Genomic DNA, 22,797 nt, shown 5'->3' with positions numbered 1-22,797 from the left:
ACCGGGCCGGGAATCCTGTGGGGGCGTGGGTGTCAAGGTCTGTGCCCTCCGCGGTGCAGGCGATCCGCTCGCCGGTCCCGAGGGAATGGATAGACGAGCGGCGACTCGGGAAGAACGCCGACCGGGGCCGGCCGCTCTTCCGTGATCGTACGGCTGACGACGGCTCGGGTTCTGCGGTCGTCCTGGCCTGGCCAGGACCCGCGCCGCCGGAGCCGGGGCCGAAGCCGGGGAGAAGGGGGCCGTGGGGTGGGCGGTCTGCTGGGCGTCGAGGGCGTGGCGCGACTTCTCGCCCTCGAACAGGGCAAAGGCGAGGCGGAGTCCGGTGCCACGGCGAGTCTCAGGACGAGTGTGGGCATGTGCGGGTCCAAGAGCGAGGGGAAGACCGACAGAAGCAGCATCGTGGCCGGTCCGGCCGCCATGAGTGAGTGAAACGCTGACCGACTTGAGTCGGCGCAGGATGGTGGCCACGGATTTGTTCCCGCCAGGAAAGAGGTCTTTGCGTGGACGGGCCTGACCAGGCCCGGATTTCAGCCTAGAAGCGGTATCGACTGGCGCTACGGCACTGTGGGCGGGAATACGGCGACGCCGACTAGTACCGGGGTACTAGGGCGCCCCCCTCGCGGCTGCGACGAGCGGGCCGTGCCCGGCCGCGCCCGCCTCACAGGGTCGGGCGGGCGCGCCCGGGCGCAGGGAGCGGCGAGCGAGTGGTCTGCGGTTCGGTCAGGCCCGACTCGTAGGCGAAGGCAACTGCCTGGACGCGGCTGCGGGCGCCGATCTTGGTGAGGATGCGGCAGACGTGGAATTTGACAGTGGTCGGGGCGATGGACAGGTGTGCGGCGATCTCGGTGGTGCTCCAGCCGGAGGCCACGGCGGCAAGGACCTGACGTTCACGTTCGGTGAGTGCGCCGAGCCGTTCCGTCGGGAGGGACGTGGAGGCGGGCGGCCGACGTCGAACGGTGTCGATGAGCCGGCGGGTGAGATCGGGCGGGATGACGGTGCCTCCGGCCGCCACCGCACGAATGGCCGCGGTCAGCTCGTGCGGGGCGGTGTTCTCCGGAAGCAGTGCGTCAGCACCGGCTGCCAGCACGGCCCAGGCGTACCCGTCGAGCCCGACGGGGGCAAGCACCAGTACACGAGGGTGGGGCGGGCTGTCGCCGCGTGCGATGCGGCGGACGGTGTCGATCGAGTCCGTGCCGGGCTTGAAGATGTGCATGAGGACGACGTCCGGGCGAAGCGCGGTGCTCATGCGGACCGCCTCGGCACCGCCGGCCGCCTCGCCGACCGCATTCAGGTCCGGCTCGGAATGCAGCAGAAGGCGGTAGCCGAGGCGTTGCAGCTTCTGGTCGTTGACAACGAGAACGGTGGGCATGCTGCCGTGGCTCTTCCTGTGGGGCGCCATGCCGGCAACGAGCGCGGTTGGGCGGGGTGGATCAGATAGGCCGGTCGCCGGCGGCTGGAAGTCCCCTGTCTCCTGCGGGCGTTCAGTCGCCGATCGCGCGGAGCACGGCGTCGGCCATGCCTTGCTCGCCGTGCGCGTTCGGATGGACGGCGGCGGCCGGGCTGCTGGGCCGCAGGGGCTCGATCCAGCGGGTCTTCTGCGCGGAGCAGGCGTCGTGACCGACGGACGGGGAGTAGGTGTCGACGTACGTCGCTCCGGCGGCCTCAGCCTGCCCGCGCAGCATGGTGTTGAGCTGCTTCCCCTTGTCGTGCAGGTAGGTCGCGTCACCGGGCGCGAGGGGCAGTTCCCTGCCGCAGCCTTTGCCTTCGGCGGGCAGGATCGCCGGATAGCCGACGACGTAGACCCGGGCCTTCGGTGCATGCCGTTCGATCTCGGCCAGCGCCGCGGACAGCTGTCGGCCAGTCGCCTGGATCTTCTGTGTCACTTCGTCGGTGCCGTCGTCGACGTACTGCTTCTTGCAGGGCGCATCGTCGGAGAAGAGGCGGTCGCTGCCGGTCGCACGGTACATCGCGCCCATCGTGACGCATTTCGTGACCGTCGAGCCGAAGCCGATGTCGTTGCCGCCGATGCCGAGGGTGACCAGCCGTGTCCGCGTCGAGAGGGCCGAAAGCTGGGCGGGGTTGGTGCCGTTGGACGTCTTCTGCGGCGCGGTGAGGTCGGTGATGGTGGCACCGCTGCAGCTGACATCACGGAAGTCGGCGGCTGTGACGCCGAGTTGGCGTGCCACCACCGCGGGATAGTTGTGGTCGGAACGGTCGCAGCCGACCGGTGTCCCGGACTGTCGTGGGATCTTCGGGCCGGAGGTGTAGGAGTCTCCGAGAGCGACGTAGGGCCCCGGCTGCGGTCGCTCGTCGTTGGCGTTGCCGGTGGCGGTGTCGGTGCCGTCCAGCCGTCCGATGAGGACGGCGGTGAGCAGAACGCCGCAGCTCATGATTCCGGCCAGACCTGTGCGTGCATACGGTCCCATGGGTTTCTCCTGATCGTTGTCACGGATGACCAACTGCTGGGCGGGCACCGCGCAGGGGGCTGTGGGCGAGGGGCGGCGGTGCCCGGAGCGGGACCGGCAGGGCCGGCTGGGGAGAGAGGGTTTGCCCGGATCACGGCGGGGACGAGGCGTGTGTGACCCTGCCGTCAAACTAGGCGGGGAAACGCGCATGTCATCGGCACCGCGGGACCGAATACGGCAGTGCCGGGTAGTACCGCGGTAGGAAGGCGCGTCGACTCTGGGCCCAGGCGCGGTCGGGTCTGCCGGGCGAGTCCCGTGTCGTGGGTTGTACGCCGATCGTGCCCAGGCGGTGATATCGGCCAGGGCCTTGCGCTCATGCTGGGCAGGCCGGTCAGGCGCGGGTCGGGGCGATGCCGAGCCCGGGCCGGGCGATCCGCGCGGTGACGGTTTCCAGCAGGCGGCGCGGGATGGCGGGCACGTCCACGGCGTCGCCGCACGCGACCGTCCTGATTCCCACCAGGAGTTCGTCCGGGTGGGCGTCCGCAAGCCGGAACCCGCCGGCTCCGGTGCGCAGCGCCCCGTAGGCGTACTCGTGCGGCTCGAAGCTGGTCAGCTGGGACTCCGGGAGGTCCGCCGGACTCGACGATGTGCCGTGTGGTCTCGATACCGTCCATGCCGGGCATGCGGACATCCGTCAGGACGGCATCGGCGGAGTTCGGCGGCGGTACGGACTGCTGCACTGGTCCGCGGCCTCGCCGACGACGGTGAGGCCGGGGCTGAACCTCCAGCAGCATGCCGAAGCCCAATCCGCTGCAGCGCCTTGCCGTCGACGGTGAGGACAATGGTCAAGCTGGGTCCTTCTCCAGGGAGTTGACCGGCGGGTTGGGGATGAGGGTGGCGTGGACGGTCCAGCCGCCGTGCGGGTTGAGGCCGGCGGTGACCTCGCCCCGGTAGAGGGCGGCGCGCTCGCGCATGCCGACCAGCCCTCGGCCGCTGCCCGTCCGGCCACGGCGTGTACGCGGGGTACGGGGCGGGCCGGTGTCCTCGACCGTGATGCGTACGGTGTCGGGGTCGGCGGCGATGGAGACGTGGACCGAGGTGTCGGAGGCGGCGTACTTGACGGTGTTGGTCAGGGCCTCCTGGATGATGCGGTACGCGGACAGCTGGAGTCCCGGGGCCAGCTCGGTGAGGTCGCCGTGCGCGTGCAGGGCGACGGTGGGGCCGGCGGCGCGGACCCGGTCGAGCAGCGCGTCGAGGTCGGCGAGGCTGGGCTGCGGGGCGAGAGGGACGTCGTGCGACCGGCCCTGGCCGTGGCGGTCGTCGCCGATGACGGCGAGCAGGCGGCGCAGTTCGGCCAGGGCGTCGCGGCCGCTGGCGCTGATGGTGCGGAGGGTCTGGGCACCGCGTTCGGGCTTGGTCTCGGTGAGGCCGGCTGCGCCGTCGGCGAGGCCGACGATGACGGCGAGGGTGTGGCCGAGGATGTCGTGCATCTCGCGGGAGACGCGGGCGCGTTCCTGCGCGGTGGCGAGACGGGCCTGCTGGTCACGTTGCTTCTTCAAGGCGTCGATGTAGGCGTAGGCCAGCCGCACAAGCAGGCCCAGTGCCGCGAACGCCACTACGGCGACCATCACCATCAACGTCACGGGCTCCGGACGCGTGACGTACTCCAGCTGCTGGCCGCGCCAGAAGAAGTAGGCCCATGCGACGAGTTGCACGAGGGTGACGCCGGTGGCGACGGCCAGCCGGCGCGGCGTGCAGTGATGGCCGACATTGAAGAGGGCGACCACCCGGGCGAATTCGGCGCCGGTCAGCACACCCAGAGGAAGAGACACGATCGAAACGGCCGTGGTGAGGGCGAAGACCAGCATGGGACGTCGTTCCCGCCACAGCAGCGGGATACAGAAGGCGAGGACGATCGGCAGCTGGGGATTGCCGACGTTGTGGGGATTGGCGTAGGCGTCGCTGCCGACCACGAGGCAGAAGCCCGGGACCCCCCACCGCCGGACCCAGGGACGGGCCCGGTCGGCCCGCCGCCACGAGGCGAGCCGGGAGACGACCGAGACGATCACCCGCTGCTCGGGATCGCTCGTCAGCGCCTGAAGGAACTGGCGCTCGTCCGGGCGTGGGGCGGGAACGGGGGCACTGGGTGCGGTCACGGGACAGACCCTTCGCGATGTCAGGCCGCCCGCCGGCCCGGGGGGATCGGGCCGACGGGCGGGGCAGGGGAGACGGCCGGTGAGAGTCGGCCGCCACGTCAGGAGCCGGCGCGGAAGCCGGTGCTACGGCTCGCTCTCGTCACCTCCTGCGCATCGGGTTCTTCAGCAGCTTCCTGCGTACCGGTGCCTCCGACTCCGTCGTGTCAGCGGGGACGGTGGCGTCACCGCCCCGTGCGAGGCGCTGCTTGAACCTGGACAGTCCTCGTGCCTTCCTGGGGGCCTGCTGGGCAGGTGCCGACGCGTCCGTGACACCAGAAGCGTGGACGCCGGTGAAGGAGTGGGGGGCGCTGTGGCCGTCCGAGCCCGCGTGGACCCCGGCGGCGACACCGGCGAGTACGGGCTCGGGCGCGGGGTCCGTCGGCTCGGCTTCGAGCGCGTGGCGCAGCTTCTCGCCCTCGACGTCCACGTCGGGCAGGATGCGGTCCAGCCACTGCGGCAGGGCCCAGGAGCGGTGGCCGAGCAGGGCCATCACCGCCGGGACGATGGTCATCCGGACGACGAAGGCGTCGAAGAACACGGCGGCGGCGAGCCCCAGCCCGATGGACTTGATCAGCACCTCGTCGTCGAGGAGGAATCCGGAGAAGACGGAGACCATGATGACCGCGGCCGCGGTGACCACCCGGCCGCTGTGCCGGAAACCCTGCACGATGGCCTGCGTGGGTTCGGCGCCATGGACGTACTCCTCCCGCATCCGGGAGACGAGGAAGACCTCGTAGTCCATGGCGAGTCCGAACACCACGCCGATCAGCACGATGGGCAGCAGGCTGACGATGGGTCCGGTCTGGTCGACGCCGAAGAGATCCTTCAGCCAGCCCCACTGGAAGACCGCGACCAGGACACCCAGGGTCGAGACCACACTGAGCAGGAAGCCCAGGGCGGCCTTGAGCGGGATCACGATCGACCGGAAGACCAGCAGGAGCAGGACCAGAGCCAGGCCCACGACGATGGCCAGGTAGGGCACGAGCGCGTCCGAGAGCTTGGTGCTGACGTCGATGTTGACGGCGGTCAGACCGGTGACCATCAGGTCGGCGCCGGTGTCCTGGTGCAGGGCGGCGCCGTGGTCGCGGATCTCGCCCACGAGGTCCTTGGTGGCCTCACTGGTGGCGGCGCTCTTGGGGACGGCGCCGAGCAGGGCCACGTCGCCGGCCTGGTTGAAGGAGGGAGGACGGACGGCCGCGACATCGTCCAGCTTGCTCAGCATGGTGTACGCGTCCTGGGCGGCAGCCTTGGGATTGTCGCTGTCCCGGGCGTCGACGACCACGGTGAGCGGTCCGTTGAAGCCCGGCCCGAAACCCTTACTGAGGGTGTCGTAGGCGATGCGCTGGGTGGTGCCGGGGGGCTTCCCGGAGTCGTCGTTCAGGGCCATCTTCAGGGACATCGTGGGGATGGCCACCAGGGCCAGGCCGACCACCGAGACGGCGAGCACCTTGACCGGGTTGCGGGTGACGAACCTCGCCCAGCGCACGCCCATCGACTCGCCCTCGCCGCGCTCCAGCGCCTTCATACGGCGGGTGAGCAGCTTGCCCTTCATGATCCGCGTACCGGCGAAGCCGAGCATGGCGGGCAGCAGGGTCAGCGCGATGATCACGGCGACGGCGACGGCGAAGGCGGAGGCCAGGCCCATGGAGGTGAGCATGCCGATGCCGATGACGCTCAGGCCGCTCAGCGCGACGATCACGGTCAGGCCGGCGAAGACGACCGCGGACCCGGCGGTGCCCAGGGCCCGCCCGCAGGCTTCCTCGGGTTCGTGGCCGTCGCGGATCTCGTTGCGGTAGCGGGAGACGATGAACAGGGCGTAGTCGATGGCGACGGCCAGGCCCAGCATCAGTGCCAGGGTCGTGGAGGCCGAGGCCAGGTCGAAGAAATGCGTGGCAAGTGTGACCGACAGGATGGCCGCGGCCACCCCGAGGATCGCGGTGAGCAGGGGCAAGCCGGCCGCGATCATCGAGCCGAATGTGATCACCAGGACGACGGCGGCGACCCCGACGCCGATCAGCTCGGCCGCCTTGCTCGTGGCCTTGTCCTTGACGGCGTTGCCGCCCAGGCTCACCTTCAGGCCGGCCTTCTCGCCCTGGGCGACGACCTTGGTCTGGACGGCGTGGGCCGCGCCGCTGACGTCGGCCTGAGCGACCTTGTAGGACACCTGGGCGTAGGCGATGGTGCCGGACTTGCTGACCAGGCCGCTGGTGAAGGGATCGGAGACGCCCGACACCTGCGGCGACTTCTCCAGCTTCGCCACCAGGGACTCGACCTCGGCCTTGTTGGCGGCGGAGGTGAGCTTCTGCCCGCTGGGCGCCTCGAACACCACCCGCGCGGTGGCACCGTCGGCGGATGCCTGCGGAAACTCCTTCTGCAGCAGGTCGATCGCCTTCTGCGATTGCGTGCCCGGAACGCTCAGGGCCCCGGAGGATGTGCCGGGTGCGCTCATGGCGCCGATGCCGATGGCGGCCAGGACGGCGATCCACAGCATCACGACGATGCGTCGTCGCCGGAACGACAGCCGGCCGAGCCGATAGAGGAAGGTGGCCACGGATTACTCCCACCAGGAGAAGAGATCATTGGGTGAGCTGGGCCTGACTGACCCGCGATCTCAACCTAGGAGCGGTACCGGGCGACCATCCCGTACCGCGGAGCCGAATCCGGCGGGGCCCGTTAGTACCGCAGTACTACGCCCTGTCCTCCTCGCAGCCCGTCGGCCGGCGATGCCCCGATCGAAGAGAGACGGTGGCCACGACGCGGCCGCCGCGGGTTTGCGGCGGCCGGTCGGAGGTGGCCCTGCGGGGGCAGAGGTTCTACACCGAGCGGGACATCCGTCTGCTGACCGGACGCCGCGCCGTACAGCTCGACCGCGCGCGCCGCACGGTGCACCTTGATGACGCCTCAGTCGTCGAGTACGGGCACCTTGTGCTCGCCACAGGTACGCGCCCGCGTCCGCTCCCCGTCCCCGGTGCCGGGTTGGACGGAGTGCTGTCCCTGCGCACGGTCGAGGACGCCGAGAAGCTGCGCACCCGGCTGCGTACGGCACGGCACGTGGTGATCGTCGGGTCCGGGTTCATCGGTCTGGAGGTGGCGGCGGCATGCCGGACCGCAGGGGTGGACGCGGTGGTCTTCGACGTCGCCGAGCGCGTCATGGGGCGCGCCGTGTCTCCTCCCACGGCGGACTTCTTCGCGGAGCGCCACTGCGTCCTAGGCGCCCGGGTGATCCTCGAGAGCGGGCTCTCCGAGCTGCTCGGCCGCGACGGCCGCGTAACGGTGGTCCGCACGTCCGACGGTGAGACCCTGGGAGCCGACCTGGTCGTCTCCGGGGTGGGGGTGGTACCGAACACCGAACTCGCCAAAGCCGCGGGCCTGGAAACCGGCGACGGCATCATCGTCGACGCCTACTTGTCCACGTCCGACCCGGACATCTCGGCGATCGGTGGCTGTGCCGCGTTCCCCGACTCCCGCAGCGGGCAGCGGATCCGGCTGGAGTCGGTCCAGAACGCCGCGGACCAAGCGCGCTGCCTCGCCGCACGGCTGACCGGCAGGGGGCGCCCGTACACGGCGCTGCCGTGGTTCTGGAGTTACCAGGGGAGCCTGAAGCTGCAGATCGCCGGACTGTCCGCCGGACACGATCTGGCTGTCGTCCGGAGAAACGCCGACGAGCAACAGTTCTCGGTGTTCTGCTACTCGCTTCCCGCCAGCACCAGCACGGCCGTGCCCGCCACGACCGTTGAGGCGGCCATGGCCACGGCCATGGGGACGGCGGTGTTCTCTCCGCCCAGTCCGACCAGCGGGGAGACGGTCGCGGCCAGACCGAACTGCAGAGCCCCGACGATCGCCGACGCGCTGCCCGCCGCCTGCGGGGCCCGGGCGACGGCGAGCGCCGTCGCGTTGGCCGCGATCAGACCGAGCGACGACACCGTCACGAAGACCAGCGGGACGGCGACGTCGCGGACGAGCAGTCCGGTGCCGGCGAGCAGACACAGCGTCGTAGAGCACACCGACATGATGACGAGGCCGACGCGCAGCAGGAGACGGGCGCCCAAACGCCGGACGATCCTCCGGTTGAGGGCGCTGGTGGCGGTGAAACCGATGGCGTTGGCGGCCAGGATCACCGCGTAGGTCCCGATCGAGAGGCCGAAGACGTTCTGGTAGACGAACGGCGACGCCGCGAGGTAGCTGAACAGGGTGCCGAACCCGAAGACGAAGGCGAAGGCGTAACCAAGGAACGGCCGGTCGGTAAGAAGGGTGCCGGTACGGCGGAGGATGGTGGCGAGCCCTCCGCCGTACCGCCGGTCGTGCGGCAGAGTCTCGGGAACCAGGAAGAGCACGCCGAGGAACGTCAGTGCCGCCAGCCCCGCGAGGACGAGGAAGATCCCGCGCCAGCCGACGGCACCGACCAGTGCTCCCCCGATCAGCGGGGCGACGACCGGTGCCACGCCGGCCGTCATCATCAGCAGCCCGTACGCCCGGGCCGCCCCCACCCCGCGCGCCCGGTCCCCGACCACGGCACGGGCGATGACGATCCCGGCGGCGCCGCTGACGCCGTGCACGAAACGGGCCGCGACAAGCAGTCCGGCGGAGGGCGCAGCGGCGCAGAGCAGCCCCGCGAGCACACTCACCGCGGTCCCGGCCAGCAGCGGCCGACGCCGGCCCCAGCGGTCCGACAGCGGCCCGATGACCAGTTGCCCGACGGCCAGGCCGGTCATGAACGCGGTCAGCGTCAGCTGGACGCCGGTGGCTGAGGCATGCAGGTCACGCGCCATGCGCGGAAACGCCGACAGATACATGTCGATGGCCAGCGGGGAGACTCCGTAGGCCAGGGCCAGCGCCAGCAGCATCGTGGCCGGCAGGTCCGTTCCGTGTTCCACGGGTGCGGTACGACGGTTGAGCCGTTCGGACCATGCCCGCCTCGCGCGCATGGCCGTCACGCGGAGTCGGCCGGCGGCCGGGCATGCCCGTTCCGGAGGGAGTCCAGCAGCCTCGGTGATGCCTGGAGTGCCGTTCGCTGCATCAGGTCCACGACACCGCGGGTGCCCCCCATTTCCGATCCCCCGCCGGCCCGGCCCGGGCCGCCGTGGCGCAGGGCGGGGAGCGGGGATCCGTGCCCGGTGGTCTGCGCCATGTTCGTCGAGTCCAGCAGGTGGAGCCGCCCGTGCCAGGGAGCCGCCTCCCGGACGAAGGCGGTCGTCCAGGCGAGGTCGTCGCCGACCACGGAGGCGGCGAGGCTGCCTCGGCCGCGCGCAACCAGGTCCATGGCGTGGGCGGTGTCGCGGTACGCCAGCACGGTCGCGGCCGGTCCGAAGGGTTCGACCTCGTGGGGTGCCGAGGCGTCCGGGTCCGCGGAGATCAACAGCGTGTCCAGGAAGGCGCCCCGCTCCGGGTCGGCGTCCACCACACGCACCTTGCCCGGGTCTCCGTACACGAAGCGGCCGGACTCGACAATGGCGCGGACCGCCCGCCGTACGTCCTCGCGTTGTTCCAGGCTGACGACCGCCCCCATCCGGACGCCCTCCGCACCGGGGTTGCCGATGGTCACCCCTGCCAGCCCGGCCGAGATCGCGTCCAGCGCGGCGAGTTCGTGCTCCTGCGGGACGAGGACCCGGCGGATCGCGGTGCACTTCTGGCCGGCCTTGACCGTCATCTCGGTCACGACCTCGCGGACGAAGGCTTCGAACAGCGGGGATCCGGGCTCGACGTCCGGCGCGAGGACGATGGCGTTGACGGAGTCGGCCTCCGCGTTGAAGCGCACGGAGCGGGCCACCAGGTTCGGCTGCGTGCGCAGTGTCTCGGCGGTAGCGGCCGAGCCGGTGAAAGACAGCACGTCCTGTTCGTGGAGCAGATCGAGCGCCGTGCGCACCGAGCCGACGACCATCTGCAGGGCTCCGGGCGGCAGGACTCCGGCCTCGGTGACGATCCGGACGAGGTGTTCGGTGAGGTATGCGGTGGGGGTGGCCGGCTTCACCACGCTGGGCATACCGGCCAGCACCGCCTGCGCCAGCTTCTCCAGCGGGGCCCAGACCGGGAAGTTGAAGGCGTTCACCTGGAGCATCAGGCCCGGTGAGGGGGTGACGAGGTGGAGGCCGAGGAAGTCCTCACCGCGCGCGAGGCGTTCGGCGGGGCCCTCCAACAGATAGGGGGCGTCCGGGAGTTCGGCCCGGGCCCGGGCAGCGTAGTCGCGCAGGACGCGGATGCCACCGTCGACGTCGTACCGGGCGTCCGTCAGGGTCGCACCGGCTCGGGCCGACAGCACGTAGAGCTCCTCGCGGCGGGCCCGGACGGCGGCGGCGACCGCGTCCAGGAGGTCGGCTCGCTGCGGGAAGGTGAGGTCGCGCAGGGCGGGACCGCCGACGCGTCGTGCGTGGGCGAACGCCCCGGCGACGTCGAGCCCTTCGGAGGAGACGTGGCAGACCGTCTCGCCGGTGACCGCGTCGCGTACGGCGACCGCCGATGCGGGCGTGACCGTGGGGGTGACCCAGGTGTCCTGCAGAAAACTCTGGAGCATGGGGTACGGCTGCTTTCGTCGAGGGCAGATGGGCGCCACGGCGGATGGGGGCGAGTGCGGGACGGGAAGGTCCGGGCGTTCAGTCCACGGAATGGAGGCCCGGGGCTGTCAGTCCACGGGGTGGTGGCCCCAGATGTCAGCGGTGTAGGTGCGGCTCACCCAGGTGCTCTCGTCGACCTGCACACCGCCCGCTCCGATCTCGATGCCGAAGCCGGCGGGCGACGTCATGTAGAAGGAGAACATCCCGTCGTTGGCGTGCTTGCCGAGCGTCGCCATGAGCTCGACGTCGTGCTCGCGGGTCCGGTCTAGGGCGCGGCCGACCTCCTCCGGGCTGGTCACCTCGCACAGGATGTGGTGGGTGCCCTCGTTCTTGTACGAGCGGATGAAGGCGATGCTGTGGTGCCGGGGGTTGCAGCCCAGGAAGTAGAAGGTGCCCCAGGGGTAGTCGGCGGTGTCGCTGAGCCGGAAGCCCAGGACGTCGCAGTAGAAGTCCACCGCCTCCTGCACGTACGGCGTCTTCATCACCACGTGCCCGAGCCCCTGTTCCCCGGTCACGAAGTCGACGCCCAGCGGTGAGACGAACTGGCTGGGGGCGAGGCGCCGGCCGCAGAACAGCTCGGTGCGGATACCGAGGGGGCCGGTGAAGTGCACCATGCGGGCCACCTGGCGGTCGTGGCACTCCTCGTCCGTGCCGACGCCCACGTCGATGCCGGCCTCCTTGAGCCGCACCGTCATCTCGTCGATCGCGGCCGGGTCGCGGACCTCCCAGCCGATGACCGTCACGCCGCCGGTTTCCGCCTCGGTCAGCCACATGCGGAACGGGTGCTGGTCCATACGCAGGTGGTGGCGCGCGAAGTCACCAGGCTCCCCCGGCTCGACCGCGAGGCCTATCACTGTCCGGGCGTACTCCGCCCATGCATCCGGGTCGGGCGCACCGATGCCCACATACCCAAGGCTCTGGATCGTCATGACGAGGACAATATTTGTTAGACTCTTGACGGTCAAGGGTCTTACGAATACGTTGACGTCATCGAGCCGAGGAGGACTCCGATGCCGGGAGATGTGCCCGAGAAAGCCCGCGTGCGGCCCGTAGACGAGGCCGACCTGCAGGAGAAGACGCTGGCCGCACTGGCGCCGTACCGCGATCAGAACGGCCGCATCTACACGATCTGGGCCACCCTGGCCCACCACGAGGACGCGCTGCGCCGCTACCTCGTCTTCAGTAACCACGTGCTGGGCAAGAACACCCTGCCGCTGACGTCCCGGGAGCTGATGATCCTGCGGATCGCCGCCCGCGCCCAGGCGGCGTACGAGTGGGACCAGCACGTCAGGATCGCCCGCCGGGCGGGGTTGGCCGACGAGACGATCCTCGCCGCCGCGACCGGCGCGTGGGACGGCCTCGACGCCCTCGACCAGGTCCTGCTCGCCGCCACCGACTCGCTCATCGACCGCCAGTCCGTCGACGACGAGCTGTGGGGCCGACTCGAGGCGCACCTGAGTGTCGAGCAGATCATCGACGTCCTCTACACCGTCGGCCAGTACCTCACCATCGCCACCGTCATCAACACGCTCGGCGTACAGGCGGAGGGCGACCTCGCGCTCCCCCTCCCGCAGCTCTCCGACCAGAAGGAAGTGCCCGCATGAAGCTCGCCAACCTCGCCGGCCGCCCCGTCGCTGTGCGCGGGGACCGCGCCCTCGACATCGCGGACGCCAGCAAGGGAGCGATCGAGCCGCGCCTGGAGGTCCTCTCCGACCTCTCGCTCCACGACGAGCTGCGCACTCTCGCCGAGCGTGCCGCGGATGCCGACTGGAGGCCGTTCGAGCTGCGTGACCTGGGCCAGGTCGCCAAGCCGTACAAGGCGATCGGGGTGGCCCTCAACTACCGTGCGCACGCCGAGGAGTCCAACCTCCCGGTCCCGGACGAACCATCGGTGTTCGCCAAGTTCGCCTCGTCGGTGGTCGGCCCGTACGACTCTGTCGTGGTGGAGCCGCAGTACGACAAGGTCGACTACGAGGCCGAACTCGTGGTGGTCATGGGGAGGGCCGGCAAGAACATCTCCGAGACCGACGCCTGGTCGTACGTGGCGGGTGTCACCGCGGGTCAGGACATCAGCGACCGCAAGGAGCAGTGGCGTAAGCCGATCAACCAGTTCACGCTGCCGAAGTCGTACGACACCTTCAGCCCGATCGGCCCATACCTGGTGACCGTCGACGAGTTCGAGGACCCGGACGACATCGAGGTGGCCGGCTGGGTCGACGACCTCGAGGTGCAGCGGGGCCGCACCTCGGACCTCATCTTCAGCGTGCCCGAGCTGATCGCCTGGCTGTCGAAGCGGGTGACGTTCGAGCCGGGCGACCTCATCTTCACCGGCACCCCGGCCGGCTGCGGTGTCCGCCGCACCCCTCGGCTGTACCTCACCGAAGGTAAGGTCCTGCGGACCGAGGTCACGGGCGTCGGCACTATGGTCAATCCGATCGTCGCCGGCTGACACAAGTCCGGCCGGGCCAGAGAGGGCGGGAGATCGTGACGGAGACCGTAGGAGAAGCGGAAGCTGCGAGGCTGCGCCGGACCCGGGAGTTCTCGGAGCTGCTGCGCCATCACCATCGCGAGCTGGGCACGACCGATCCCCGGGATCTCGACGCGATCGAGATGGTCACCGACCTCACCCGCCTCGAGGCCCGGCTGACCAAGGACTTCGAGAAGCACGTCCACCGGCCGCTCGGTCTGACCTGGGCGGGATTCCGCATCCTGAACGCGCTGTGGGCCTACGACGGCCTCGCCCAGCAGGACATCGGCCGGGTCTCCGGGTCCACGCGCGCCAGCATCTCCAGCGCGCTGACGACGCTGGAGAACCGCGGACTGGTCACGCGCAAGCGCGTGGAGACCGACCGCCGCCAGCTGATCGTCGAGCTCACGGAAGAGGGCCGCGAGACGCTGCGGAAGGCCATCGAGGCCCAGACCCTGCGCGAGCGGGCGTGGACGGCCGTCCTGCGCGACGACCAGCTCGGTGAGCTGGTTCACCTGCTGCGAACCCTGGTCAATCAGGAGACCCCGGCCGCAGACTGAACGACCGCGCCCGGCCCCTCGGACGACTGCCCGGTGCCCGTGGTGACGCCATCTTTCAAATTCGTCAGAACTTTGACTGTCACACATCTATCGAATACCCCCTAAGCGCTTTAGCGTTCAGCCACCTTCACCTGACGCCCCCCGTCGGTTTCTCAAGGGAGAGAATCATGGTCCGTCGTGTCGTTACCGGTGTCAGCCCGAGCGGCAAGCCCGTGATCATCAGTGACGGCGAGCCGCCGCGCACCCATCAGTGCGTCCACACCCCGGGCCACGCCAGGTCCCTGGTGTGGAACACGATGGCGCCCGCCACCCCGTCGGCCGACCCGACGGCATCGCTGAAGTCCTTCGTGCCTGCTCCCGGCGAAACGATCGCCCTGACCGTCACCTTCCCGCCGAGCGCCGTCTACGCCGACCCCGGCTTCGACCCCGCCGCCGCGGCGGCCGAGCAGTTGGCGACCTCCCCCGGACTCGCCGAACTCTTCGAGCCCGACAACCCTGGTATGCACACCACCCCCACCGTCGACTACGGCGTGGTCCTGTCCGGCGAGATCGTCCTCGACCTGGACGGCGGTGAGGTCGCCACGCTGGGGCCCGGCGACCTGGTCGTCCAGAACGGCACCCGGCACGCCTGGCGCGTGACCGGCACGGAGCCCGCCACGATGTTCTTCGTCCTGATCAGCGCGAGCGGGACGTCATGACCACCGCGGCCCCCGGCGCGCCGGTCGTCGAGCTCGACCTCGCCGAGCTGCGCCGCGACCCGTACCCGGCCTACGCGGAGCTGCGCCGCACCGCACCGCTGGCGTGGGTGCCGTCGGTCGGACGGCATCTGCTGACCCGGTACGAGGACATCGTCCACGCGGAGAAGCTGCCGGAGGTGTTCAGCTCGCGCGAGGAGGGCTCGCTGCTGCTGCGCACCATCGGCCCCAATCTGCTCCGTGAGGACGACCCGGAGCACCGGCGGCTGCGGGCCGCGGCCGAGCCGCCGACCCGCCCCCGCCAGGTCCGCGACCTGTGGGCCGGGACCTTCGAACGCAACGCGCACGAACTGCTCGACCGGATCGCCGGGCGCGGCGAGGGCGACCTGATCGGCGACTTCGCCGAGCCGCTCGCGGCGGCCAACCTGGCCGTGGTCCTGGGGCTGCGCAACGCCGGCGCCGACGACATCTCCGACTGGTCGCGGGCGATGATGGCGGCGAACGGCAACTACGCCGACGACCCCGACATCTGGCTGCGTGCCGAGCAGGCCACCCGGGCCATTGAGGACGCGGTGGCCGAAATGGCCGATGCCGCCCGCCGCGAACCCGACGGCTCGGTGATCTCCTCCATGGTCCACGCAGCCGATCCGGTGGAGCTGACCGAGATCCAGAACAACATCAAGGTCGTCATCGGCGGCGGCGTCAACGAACCGCGCGACGTCTTCGGGGTCGGTGCGCAGGCACTGCTGCGACGCCCGGACGTACGGGACCGGGTCATGGCCGATCCAGGCCTGTGGAAGCGGGTCTTCGAGGAGACCGCGCGCTGGATCTCGCCGATCGGCATGTATCCACGCCAGCTCACCCAGGACTACGAGATCGCGGGCGTCGCGCTCCCCGCCGGGAGCCGCGTGGCCCTCGTCATTGCCTCGGGGAACCGGGACGAGTCGGTCTTCGAACGGGCCGACGAGTTCGACATCGACCGGCCGCACCGGCCGCATCTCGCCTTCGGTGGCGGTCCGCACTTCTGCATGGGCGCGTGGGTCGCACGCCACGAGGTCAGCGCGCTCGCCTGGCCCCTCGTCTTCAGCCGCCTCAAGGGACTCCGCCTCGTCGAGGGCGCGACAGCATCCGACAGCGGCTCCGCCGCGGGCCGCCTGGAGGGCTGGGTGTTCCGGGGACTCACCTCGCTGAACGTCACCTGGCAAGCCTGAGCCCCGCCGGGCCCTGTGAGCCCTGCTGAGCCACTAGAGCCGTCCCCATCGGGAGGACTTCATGCCCATCGTCATCTTCGAGTTGCCCGACGGCACCCAACGCAAGGTCACCGCCGATTCCGGGACGGTGCTCATGCGGGCGGCCGTGTCGAACGGCGTCGACGGCATCGTCGCGGAGTGCGGCGGAAACGCCTCCTGCGCCACCTGCCACGTCTACGTCGACGACCGCCACAGCGACCTCGTGGGACCGCCGAACGACGTCGAGGACGAGATGCTGGACTTCACCGCCGCCGAACGCCGGCCCACCAGCCGGCTCAGCTGCCAGGTCCAGGTCTCCGACGCGCTCGACGGGCTGGTCGTCCACATCCCCGAGGAGCAGGTATGAGCGGCACCAACGCGGGCGTGGTCGTCGTCGGGGGCGGACAGGCCGGGTTCAGCGTCGTCCAGGCCCTGCGCGGCGCCGGGTACGAGGGCCCGGTCACCGTCTTCGCCGACGAGCCCCGGCTGCCGTACCAGCGGCCCCCGCTGTCCAAGAAGGCCCACACCGAACCGGAGGGCCCGGGCGTCGACCTGGTGCCGGAGTCCTTCTACCGCGAGCGGGACATCGATCTGCGGCTCGGCGAGTACGTCGCCGCCCTCGACACGGCCGCCTGCGCGGTGACCACCGGCTCGGGCGAGCGCGTCCCGTACGAGCACCTCGTCCTGGCGACCGGCGCGCGCAACCGTCCGCTGCCCGTCCCCGGCGCCGAGCTGGCGGGCGTCCACGCGCTGCGCTCCCTCGACGACGCCCTCACGATCGGCCGGGCCCTGACGACGGCCCGTGACGTCGTGGTCGTGGGCGGCGGGTTCATAGGACTGGAACTGGCCCAGGTCGCCCAGGCAGGCGGAGCACGCGTGACGGTGGTCGAACTGGCCGACCGGCTGCTCAGCCGGGCCGTCTCACCTCAACTCGAGGAGCATCTGCGGGAGCGGCACGAGCGCGACGGCATCCGTATCCTCACCGGAACGGCCATCGAGCAGATCGAGGGCAAGGACGGGCAGGTCCACCAGGTCGTCACCGGCCAAGGCCCGCTCCCCGCCGACCTCGTGGTCTACGGCATCGGGGCCACGCCCAGGGACGAACTGGCCCGCGAGGCGGGTCTGGCGGTGGACGACGGGGTGATCGTGGACGAGCAGCTGCGCTCGGTTTCCGATCCCCGGGTCTTTGCCGTGGGCGACTGCGCCCGGCATCCGCATCCGCACGCGGACGGGCTCATCCGGCTGGAGTCCGTGCAGAACGCCATCGACCAGGGGGCACTCGTCGGCCGCCGTATCGCCGGGGGCGCCGCCGGGCCGTACGAGAGTCTGCCGTGGTTCTGGAGCGACCAAGGTCCGGTGAAGCTCCAGATCGCGGGGTTGCGGGCGAGCACCGACGAAGTGCGGGTGGTGCCCGGTGACAGTGACACCCCGGAACGGCTGGCCGTGTACGCCTTCCGCGACGAGCGGCTGGTGGCCGTGGAGACACTGAACTGGCCCGCCGAGCACCTGGCGGCCCGTCGACTGCTCCAGCAGAACCCGCCCGTCTCCCCCGCCGATCTCGCGGGGTCCACCCTCGGCGCCCTCGCCCGCGCCCGACGTAGGAAGGAGGTGCGCGCATGACCGGAGACTCCACCGAGGTGTGGTTCGGCGCCCACCTCGTGACGAGCGCGGCCGAGGCCGGCTCGCGCACCGCCCTGATCTTCGCGGACAGGTCCTGGACCTATGCCGAGCTGGATCTGGCCGTGCGGCGCACGGTCGCCCGGCTCGACAAGTTCGGGGTGCGCAGGGGCGACCGGGTGGTGATGCAGGGGGCAGCCCGGCCCGAGGCCCTGATCACGCTGTTCGCCGTGACGCGGATGGGCGCGGTCCTCGTACCGGTCCACCCTCAGGTGACCGGCGGCGAGCTGGCGGTGTTCCGCGAGGAGACCGCGCCGCGTGCGGTGGCCGGTGACGAACGGTTCCTGAGCGCGGGTCCGGGCGATGGCGGTGGTACGTGCTTCCGGCTGACGTGGGACGAGCTGCACCCCGGCGACGAGGCGTCGGCGCCGGCCGCCGATCCCGAGCCGCCCGCGGGGTCCGATGTCGCGATCATCGCGTTCACGTCCGGGACCTCCGGCCGCCCCAAAGGGGTCGCGCTCACGCACGACAACCTGCGCTGGAGCATGGTCAACGGCCTGTCCCTGCTGCCGGTCGGCGAGGACGACGTCGCCCTCGTCTCCACCCCGCTGGCGCACGTGGCCGTACTGGGCGGGCTTCCGCAGTACACGTGGGCACGGCGCGGAACGGTGGTGCTGGCGCCGAGGTTCGACCCGGACCTGTTCACCGATCTGGTCCGTGACCACCGGGTGACCTGCGCGTTCGCGGTGCCCGCCATGGCCGCGCTGCTGGCCCGGCACCCCCGCTTCACCAGCGGTGACCTGGACACCCTTCGATGGGTCCTGTCCGGCGGGGCACCGGCCCAGACGGCGACCCGGGCGCAGCTCCACGAGCGCGGCATCGGGGTCGCCGACTCCTACGGGCTGACGGAGACCTGTGCGGGGGTGACGTACTCGCCGCTCGACACGGCCGCCGCCGTCGCGGGGCGTGCCGTGCCCCATGTCGAGCTGCTGGTCGTGGACGGGGCGGGGGCGCCCGCCCCGGCGGGTGTCGCCGGTGAGATCTGGGTGCGCGGACCGTCGGTCGCCTCGCACTACTGGACGGCGACCGGGCTGCGGCCCGCCACCGACGCCGAGGGCTGGTTCCACAGCGGCGACCGGGGACGTGTCGACGCCGACGGCCGGCTGGAGGTCGTCGGCCGGGTCAAGGACACGATCATCACCGGCGGCGAGAACGTCGACCCCGCCGAGGTCGAGAACGCGCTGGCCGACCTTCCGGGCGTGGTCGAGGTCGCGGTGTCCGGGACGCCGGACGAGGTGTGGGGCGAGGTCGTGACCGCGTTCCTCGTCTCCGACTCAGGCGAACCGACGCTCGACGACGTCCGCGCTCACCTCGACGGACGGCTGGCCCGCCACAAGTGGCCCCGCCTCCTCTGCGTCGTCCCGGCACTGCCCCGAGGGGCGACCGGGAAACTCCAGCGGCAGCGGCTGACGACGCTGCTGGACGACTGAGATCACACACGCCGTACGGGCGGTCCGACCGGACCGCCGGGCGACCGATCACGCCGTACGACGACGGCGGCGACGCCGTACAGACGGCACCGGTGGTGCGGTTCGACGGCCGACATCAACACCGCAGAACCGCATCTCCCAGAGCTCCACACCCCAGAGACCCCCACGCACATCCCGCCCCCCACATCCATATCCCCGAACCATGAGATGGGGGCCGGCTCCACCGGCGACATCTCCACACCACGAAGGAGTGGCCATGAGTGCGACCATGCGAGCCGCGCGAATGCACCAAGTCGGCGAGCCCATGCTGATCGAGGAACTCCCCGTTCCCGAGCCGGGTCCCGGCGACGTCCGGGTGGCCGTGCACGCCGTCAACATCGTCCCGAACCTCGCCAACATCCTGAACATGTGGACCACTTGGTTCCCGCACAGCCCCCTGCCCACGCTCCCGGCGATCTTCGGGCTCGACCCGGCCGGTGTGGTCGAGGCGGTCGGCGAGGGCGTCCAGGGCTGGGAGGTCGGCGACCGGGTGTACGTCAACCCGGGCCGCAGCTGCGGGGCTTGTCGGTCCTGCCGCAACAACGACTCGATCAACTGCGCCAGTTACGCCTTCGCCGGGTACTTCGGTTTCTCCCCCACCGCGATCGACCTCCTCAACCGCTACCAGGGCGGCCTCGCCGAGTACATGATCGCCCCGGCCTACTCCCTGGTGAAGCTCCCCGACAACCTGTCCTTCGAGGCCGCCGCCCGCTTCGGCTACCTCGGCACCATGTACTCCGCCCTCCGCAAGGCCGGCGCCGGTCCGGGCAAGTCGATCCTGGTCAACGGCATCAGCGGCACCCTCGGCATCGGCGCCGCCCTGCTCGCGCCCGCCATGGGCCTGACCGAGGTGTACGGCACCGGCCGCGACCAGGGCCTGCTCGACCAGGTCGACAAACTGGGCGGCGGCCGACTGCGACTGCACTCCCTCAACGACGGCCCGCTGGACGACTGGATCCACCAGGAGACCGACAACTACGGCGTCGACATCTACATCGACGCCCTCGGCCCGGGCGCCCCGCACGAGACGTTCCTGGCCGGCATGCGGGCCATGGCGCGCGGCGGCATCGCGGTGAACATCGGCGCCGTCGCCGGTGACCTGCCGATTGACATCCACCGCATGATGGACCAGCAGCTGCGGCTCATCGGATCGGCCTGGTTCACCTCCGGCGAGGGCCAGACCATGGCCGACATGGTGGAGGCGGGCTTGCTCGACCTGAGCCCGCTGGAGCACCAGGTCATCCCGCTGGATCAGGTCAACGAGGCCATCAGCGGCATCGCGGAGCGCAACGGCGGCTTCAGCAACTTCATCATCAGCCCAACGGCGACGTCCTGATCCCCATGGCCGGGGCCGTCGGCCAACTCCCCCTCAGGACCGGCGGCCCCAACCCCATCCCCCTTCACCTCTGCTCTCCTCTCCTCTGCTCTCCTCTCGCCTCTCCTCGCTTCTCTTCGCTTTGGAGCCCCGATGCACGCGCAGAACTCCGGCCGACCGGCCGACCCCCTCGACCTTCTGGAGATCGACAGCCTGCTGACCCCGGACGAGCGCGCCGTGCGCGACGCCGTCCGCACCTTCTGCGACCGGCGCGTGGAACCGCACATCGCCGAGTGGTTCGAGCAGGGCGTGGTCGAGGACATCCGTGGACTCACCAAGGAACTCGGCGAGCTGGGCCTGCTGGGCATGCACCTGGAGGGCTACGGCTGTGCTGGTATGAGCGCGGTCGACTACGGCCTTGCCTGTCTCGAACTGGAGGCGACCGACTCCGGTCTGCGTTCCCTCGTCTCGGTCCAGGGTTCGCTGGCCATGTACGCGATTCACGCGTTCGGGTCCGAGGAACAGAAGGAGGAGTGGCTGCCCCGGCTCGCCGCGGGCACCGCCATCGGCTGCTTCGGACTCACCGAGCCCGACTCCGGCTCCGACCCCGGCAGTATGCGCACCGCCGCCCGCCGCGACGGCGACGACTGGATACTCGACGGACGCAAGATGTGGATCACCAACGGCTCGGTCGCCGACGTCGCGGTGGTCTGGGCCCGCACCGACGACGGCGTCCGCGGTTTCGTCGTGCCCACCGACACCCCTGGCTTCTCGGCCCCCGCGATCAAGCACAAGATGTCGCTGCGGGCGTCGGTGACGAGCGAGCTGGTCCTGGACTCCGTACGGCTGCCCGGGAGTGCCGTGCTACCGGAGGTACGGGGGCTGAAGGGCCCGCTGTCCTGCCTCAACGAGGCCCGGTACGGCATCGCCTGGGGCGCCATGGGCGCCGCCCGCTCGTCGTTCCGAGCGGCACTCGCCTACGCGGGCGACCGAGTGCAGTTCGGCCGCCCGATCAGCGGCTTCCAGCTGACGCAGGCCAAGCTGACCGACATGGCCCTCGAGCTGGCCAAGGGCACGCTGCTCGCCTTCCACCTCGGCCGCGCCAAGGACGACCGCGGACTGCGCCCCGAGCAGGTCAGCTTCGGCAAGCTCAACAACACCCGCAGCGCGCTGGAGATCTGCCGTACGGCCCGCACCATCATGGGCGCGAACGGCATCTCGCTGGAGTACCCGGTCATCCGGCACGCCAACAACCTCGAGTCGATCCTCACCTACGAGGGCACCGTCGAGATGCACACGTTGATGATCGGCCAGGCGCTGACGGGGCAGGCGGCCTTCCGGTGAGCGGTGGGCCGGGCGCGGACGTGCGCCGGGTCGGCGTCGTCGGCTGTGGACTGATGGGCGCGGGCATCGCCGAGGTCTGCGCCCGGGCCGGCTTGGACGTCGTGGTGCACGAGGTGAACGAGGAGGCGGCCAAGGCCGGTCGGTCCCGGATCGCCGCCTCGCTCGACCGGGGCGTACGGCGCGGCAAGCTCACCGGTGAGGAGCGCGACGCCGCGATAGACAGGGTGCGGGTCACCTCCGACCTCGTGGACCTGTCCGACCGGGACCTGGTGGTGGAGGCGGCGACCGAGGACGAGGCAGTGAAGCTCGACCTGTTCGCCGCCCTCGACCGCATCGTCGTACGCGAGGACGCGCTGCTCGTGTCGAACACCTCCTCGCTGCCCATCATGAAACTAGGCATGGCCACCACGCGCCCGCACCAGGTGATCGGGGTGCACTTCTTCAATCCGGTCCCGGTCCTCGGCCTCGTGGAGATCGTGCCGTCCCTGCTGACGAGCCCTCAAACCCAGGCCCGGGCAGAGGGGTTCGTAACCGGCACGCTCGGCAAGCAGGTGATCCGCTCCCAGGACCGGGCGGGCTTCGTGGTGAACGCCCTGCTGGTGCCGTACTTGCTCTCCGCGATCCGGATGCTGGAGTCCGGCTTCGCCTCCGCGGAGGACATCGACACGGGCATGGTCCTCGGCTGCGCCCACCCCCTGGGCCCGCTGAGCCTGGCCGACCTGATCGGCCTGGACACCCTCGCGGCGATCGCCGACGCCATGTACGCCGACTTCAAGGAACCCTTGCACGCCGCACCTCCGCTGCTGTTGCGCATGGTGGAGGCCGGACTGCTCGGCCGGAAGTCGGGGCGCGGCTTCCACGACTACTCGGAATCCCAGAAAGGCAGTTGACCC

At 70.6% G+C, this 22,797-nt stretch carries 20 protein-coding genes and 1 pseudogene; 13 read left to right on the top strand and 8 right to left on the bottom strand.

Annotated elements, in window-relative coordinates; all coding sequences use genetic code 11:
- Positions 1-246: 246 nt before the first annotated feature.
- Positions 247-429, top strand: coding sequence for a hypothetical protein (locus tag IEZ21_RS36000; protein ID WP_189326020.1), 183 nt, complete (start codon positions 247-249; stop codon positions 427-429).
- Between the two features lie 229 nt (positions 430-658).
- On the opposite strand, the gene IEZ21_RS35995 is transcribed toward IEZ21_RS36000, so the two are convergent.
- The 5 genes from IEZ21_RS35995 to IEZ21_RS35975 all read right to left on the bottom strand — a co-directional run bounded on the left by IEZ21_RS35995 (position 659) and on the right by IEZ21_RS35975 (position 7,151).
- Positions 659-1,369 carry a LuxR C-terminal-related transcriptional regulator gene (locus IEZ21_RS35995; protein WP_189326019.1) on the bottom strand — a complete coding sequence of 237 codons (711 nt, stop codon included), beginning with the start codon at positions 1,367-1,369 and terminating at the stop codon, positions 659-661.
- A 112-nt stretch (positions 1,370-1,481) separates the two neighbouring features.
- A complete protein-coding gene (locus IEZ21_RS35990; RefSeq protein ID WP_189326018.1) occupies positions 1,482-2,426 on the bottom strand; it encodes an SGNH/GDSL hydrolase family protein in 945 nt (314 codons plus the stop codon).
- A 370-nt stretch (positions 2,427-2,796) separates the two neighbouring features.
- Positions 2,797-3,096, bottom strand: coding sequence for a response regulator (locus IEZ21_RS35985; RefSeq protein WP_189326017.1), 300 nt, complete (start codon positions 3,094-3,096; stop codon positions 2,797-2,799).
- A 154-nt stretch (positions 3,097-3,250) separates the two neighbouring features.
- Positions 3,251-4,561, bottom strand: a complete 1,311-nt coding sequence (locus IEZ21_RS35980; RefSeq protein ID WP_189326016.1) for a sensor histidine kinase — start codon at positions 4,559-4,561, stop codon at positions 3,251-3,253.
- A 139-nt stretch (positions 4,562-4,700) separates the two neighbouring features.
- Positions 4,701-7,151 carry an MMPL family transporter gene (locus IEZ21_RS35975; RefSeq protein WP_189326015.1) on the bottom strand — a complete coding sequence of 817 codons (2,451 nt, stop codon included), beginning with the start codon at positions 7,149-7,151 and terminating at the stop codon, positions 4,701-4,703.
- Positions 7,152-7,345: 194 nt separating this feature from the next.
- Here IEZ21_RS35975 and IEZ21_RS35970 point away from each other — a divergent pair.
- Positions 7,346-8,236, top strand: a pseudogene (locus IEZ21_RS35970) (NAD(P)/FAD-dependent oxidoreductase); the annotation flags it as partial.
- Positions 8,237-8,286: 50 nt separating this feature from the next.
- Here IEZ21_RS35970 and IEZ21_RS35965 read toward each other — a convergent pair.
- From IEZ21_RS35965 to IEZ21_RS35955, 3 genes are all read right to left on the bottom strand, one after another.
- Positions 8,287-9,474, bottom strand: a complete 1,188-nt coding sequence (locus IEZ21_RS35965) for a multidrug effflux MFS transporter (protein WP_213089398.1) — start codon at positions 9,472-9,474, stop codon at positions 8,287-8,289.
- Between the two features lie 56 nt (positions 9,475-9,530).
- Entirely contained in the window at positions 9,531-11,108 is a 1,578-nt protein-coding gene (gene paaZ, locus IEZ21_RS35960) for a phenylacetic acid degradation bifunctional protein PaaZ (RefSeq protein WP_189326014.1), read from the bottom strand.
- 108 nt (positions 11,109-11,216) lie between these two features.
- A complete protein-coding gene (locus tag IEZ21_RS35955; protein ID WP_189326013.1) occupies positions 11,217-12,077 on the bottom strand; it encodes a VOC family protein in 861 nt (286 codons plus the stop codon).
- A gap of 81 nt (positions 12,078-12,158) precedes the next feature.
- On the opposite strand from IEZ21_RS35955, the gene IEZ21_RS35950 reads away from it, so the two are divergent.
- From IEZ21_RS35950 to IEZ21_RS47105, 11 genes are all read left to right on the top strand, one after another.
- Entirely contained in the window at positions 12,159-12,752 is a 594-nt protein-coding gene (locus IEZ21_RS35950) for a carboxymuconolactone decarboxylase family protein (RefSeq protein ID WP_189326012.1), read from the top strand.
- Positions 12,749-13,597 (top strand): fumarylacetoacetate hydrolase family protein, encoded by an 849-nt coding sequence (locus IEZ21_RS35945; RefSeq protein WP_189326011.1) that lies wholly within the window; start codon positions 12,749-12,751, stop codon positions 13,595-13,597. The genes IEZ21_RS35950 and IEZ21_RS35945 overlap by 4 nt, the downstream gene beginning before the upstream one ends.
- 35 nt (positions 13,598-13,632) lie before the next feature.
- Complete coding sequence (locus tag IEZ21_RS35940; RefSeq protein WP_246568483.1) at positions 13,633-14,175, top strand: MarR family winged helix-turn-helix transcriptional regulator; 543 nt, start codon at positions 13,633-13,635, stop codon at positions 14,173-14,175.
- Between the two features lie 167 nt (positions 14,176-14,342).
- Complete coding sequence (locus tag IEZ21_RS35935; RefSeq protein ID WP_189326010.1) at positions 14,343-14,873, top strand: cupin domain-containing protein; 531 nt, start codon at positions 14,343-14,345, stop codon at positions 14,871-14,873.
- The gene (locus IEZ21_RS35930) at positions 14,870-16,081 is read left to right on the top strand and encodes a cytochrome P450 (RefSeq protein ID WP_189326009.1); all 1,212 of its coding nucleotides are present in this window, start codon (positions 14,870-14,872) and stop codon (positions 16,079-16,081) included. Before IEZ21_RS35935 ends, IEZ21_RS35930 begins: the two co-directional genes overlap by 4 nt.
- Positions 16,082-16,142: 61 nt before the next feature.
- Positions 16,143-16,466, top strand: coding sequence for a 2Fe-2S iron-sulfur cluster-binding protein (locus IEZ21_RS35925; RefSeq protein ID WP_189326008.1), 324 nt, complete (start codon positions 16,143-16,145; stop codon positions 16,464-16,466).
- The gene (locus IEZ21_RS35920; protein WP_189326007.1) at positions 16,463-17,719 is read left to right on the top strand and encodes an NAD(P)/FAD-dependent oxidoreductase; all 1,257 of its coding nucleotides are present in this window, start codon (positions 16,463-16,465) and stop codon (positions 17,717-17,719) included. The genes IEZ21_RS35925 and IEZ21_RS35920 overlap by 4 nt, the downstream gene beginning before the upstream one ends.
- Positions 17,716-19,206 (top strand): class I adenylate-forming enzyme family protein, encoded by a 1,491-nt coding sequence (locus IEZ21_RS35915; RefSeq protein ID WP_189326006.1) that lies wholly within the window; start codon positions 17,716-17,718, stop codon positions 19,204-19,206. Before IEZ21_RS35920 ends, IEZ21_RS35915 begins: the two co-directional genes overlap by 4 nt.
- Before the next feature lie 256 nt (positions 19,207-19,462).
- Positions 19,463-20,581, top strand: a complete 1,119-nt coding sequence (locus tag IEZ21_RS35910) for an alcohol dehydrogenase catalytic domain-containing protein (RefSeq protein WP_189326005.1) — start codon at positions 19,463-19,465, stop codon at positions 20,579-20,581.
- A 132-nt stretch (positions 20,582-20,713) separates the two neighbouring features.
- On the top strand, positions 20,714-21,904 hold the full coding sequence (locus tag IEZ21_RS47110) for an acyl-CoA dehydrogenase family protein (protein WP_213089397.1): 1,191 nt from the start codon (positions 20,714-20,716) through the stop codon (positions 21,902-21,904).
- The gene (locus IEZ21_RS47105; protein WP_281399644.1) at positions 21,901-22,794 is read left to right on the top strand and encodes a 3-hydroxybutyryl-CoA dehydrogenase; all 894 of its coding nucleotides are present in this window, start codon (positions 21,901-21,903) and stop codon (positions 22,792-22,794) included. The genes IEZ21_RS47110 and IEZ21_RS47105 overlap by 4 nt, the downstream gene beginning before the upstream one ends.
- Positions 22,795-22,797: the final 3 nt, after the last annotated feature.

The sequence above is a fragment of the Streptomyces flaveus genome (assembly GCF_014647675.1).
GTDB lineage: Bacteria > Actinomycetota > Actinomycetes > Streptomycetales > Streptomycetaceae > Streptomyces > Streptomyces flaveus.
Note: the sequence above shows the minus strand (reverse complement) of the source record. Positions and strands in the feature narration are given on the sequence as shown.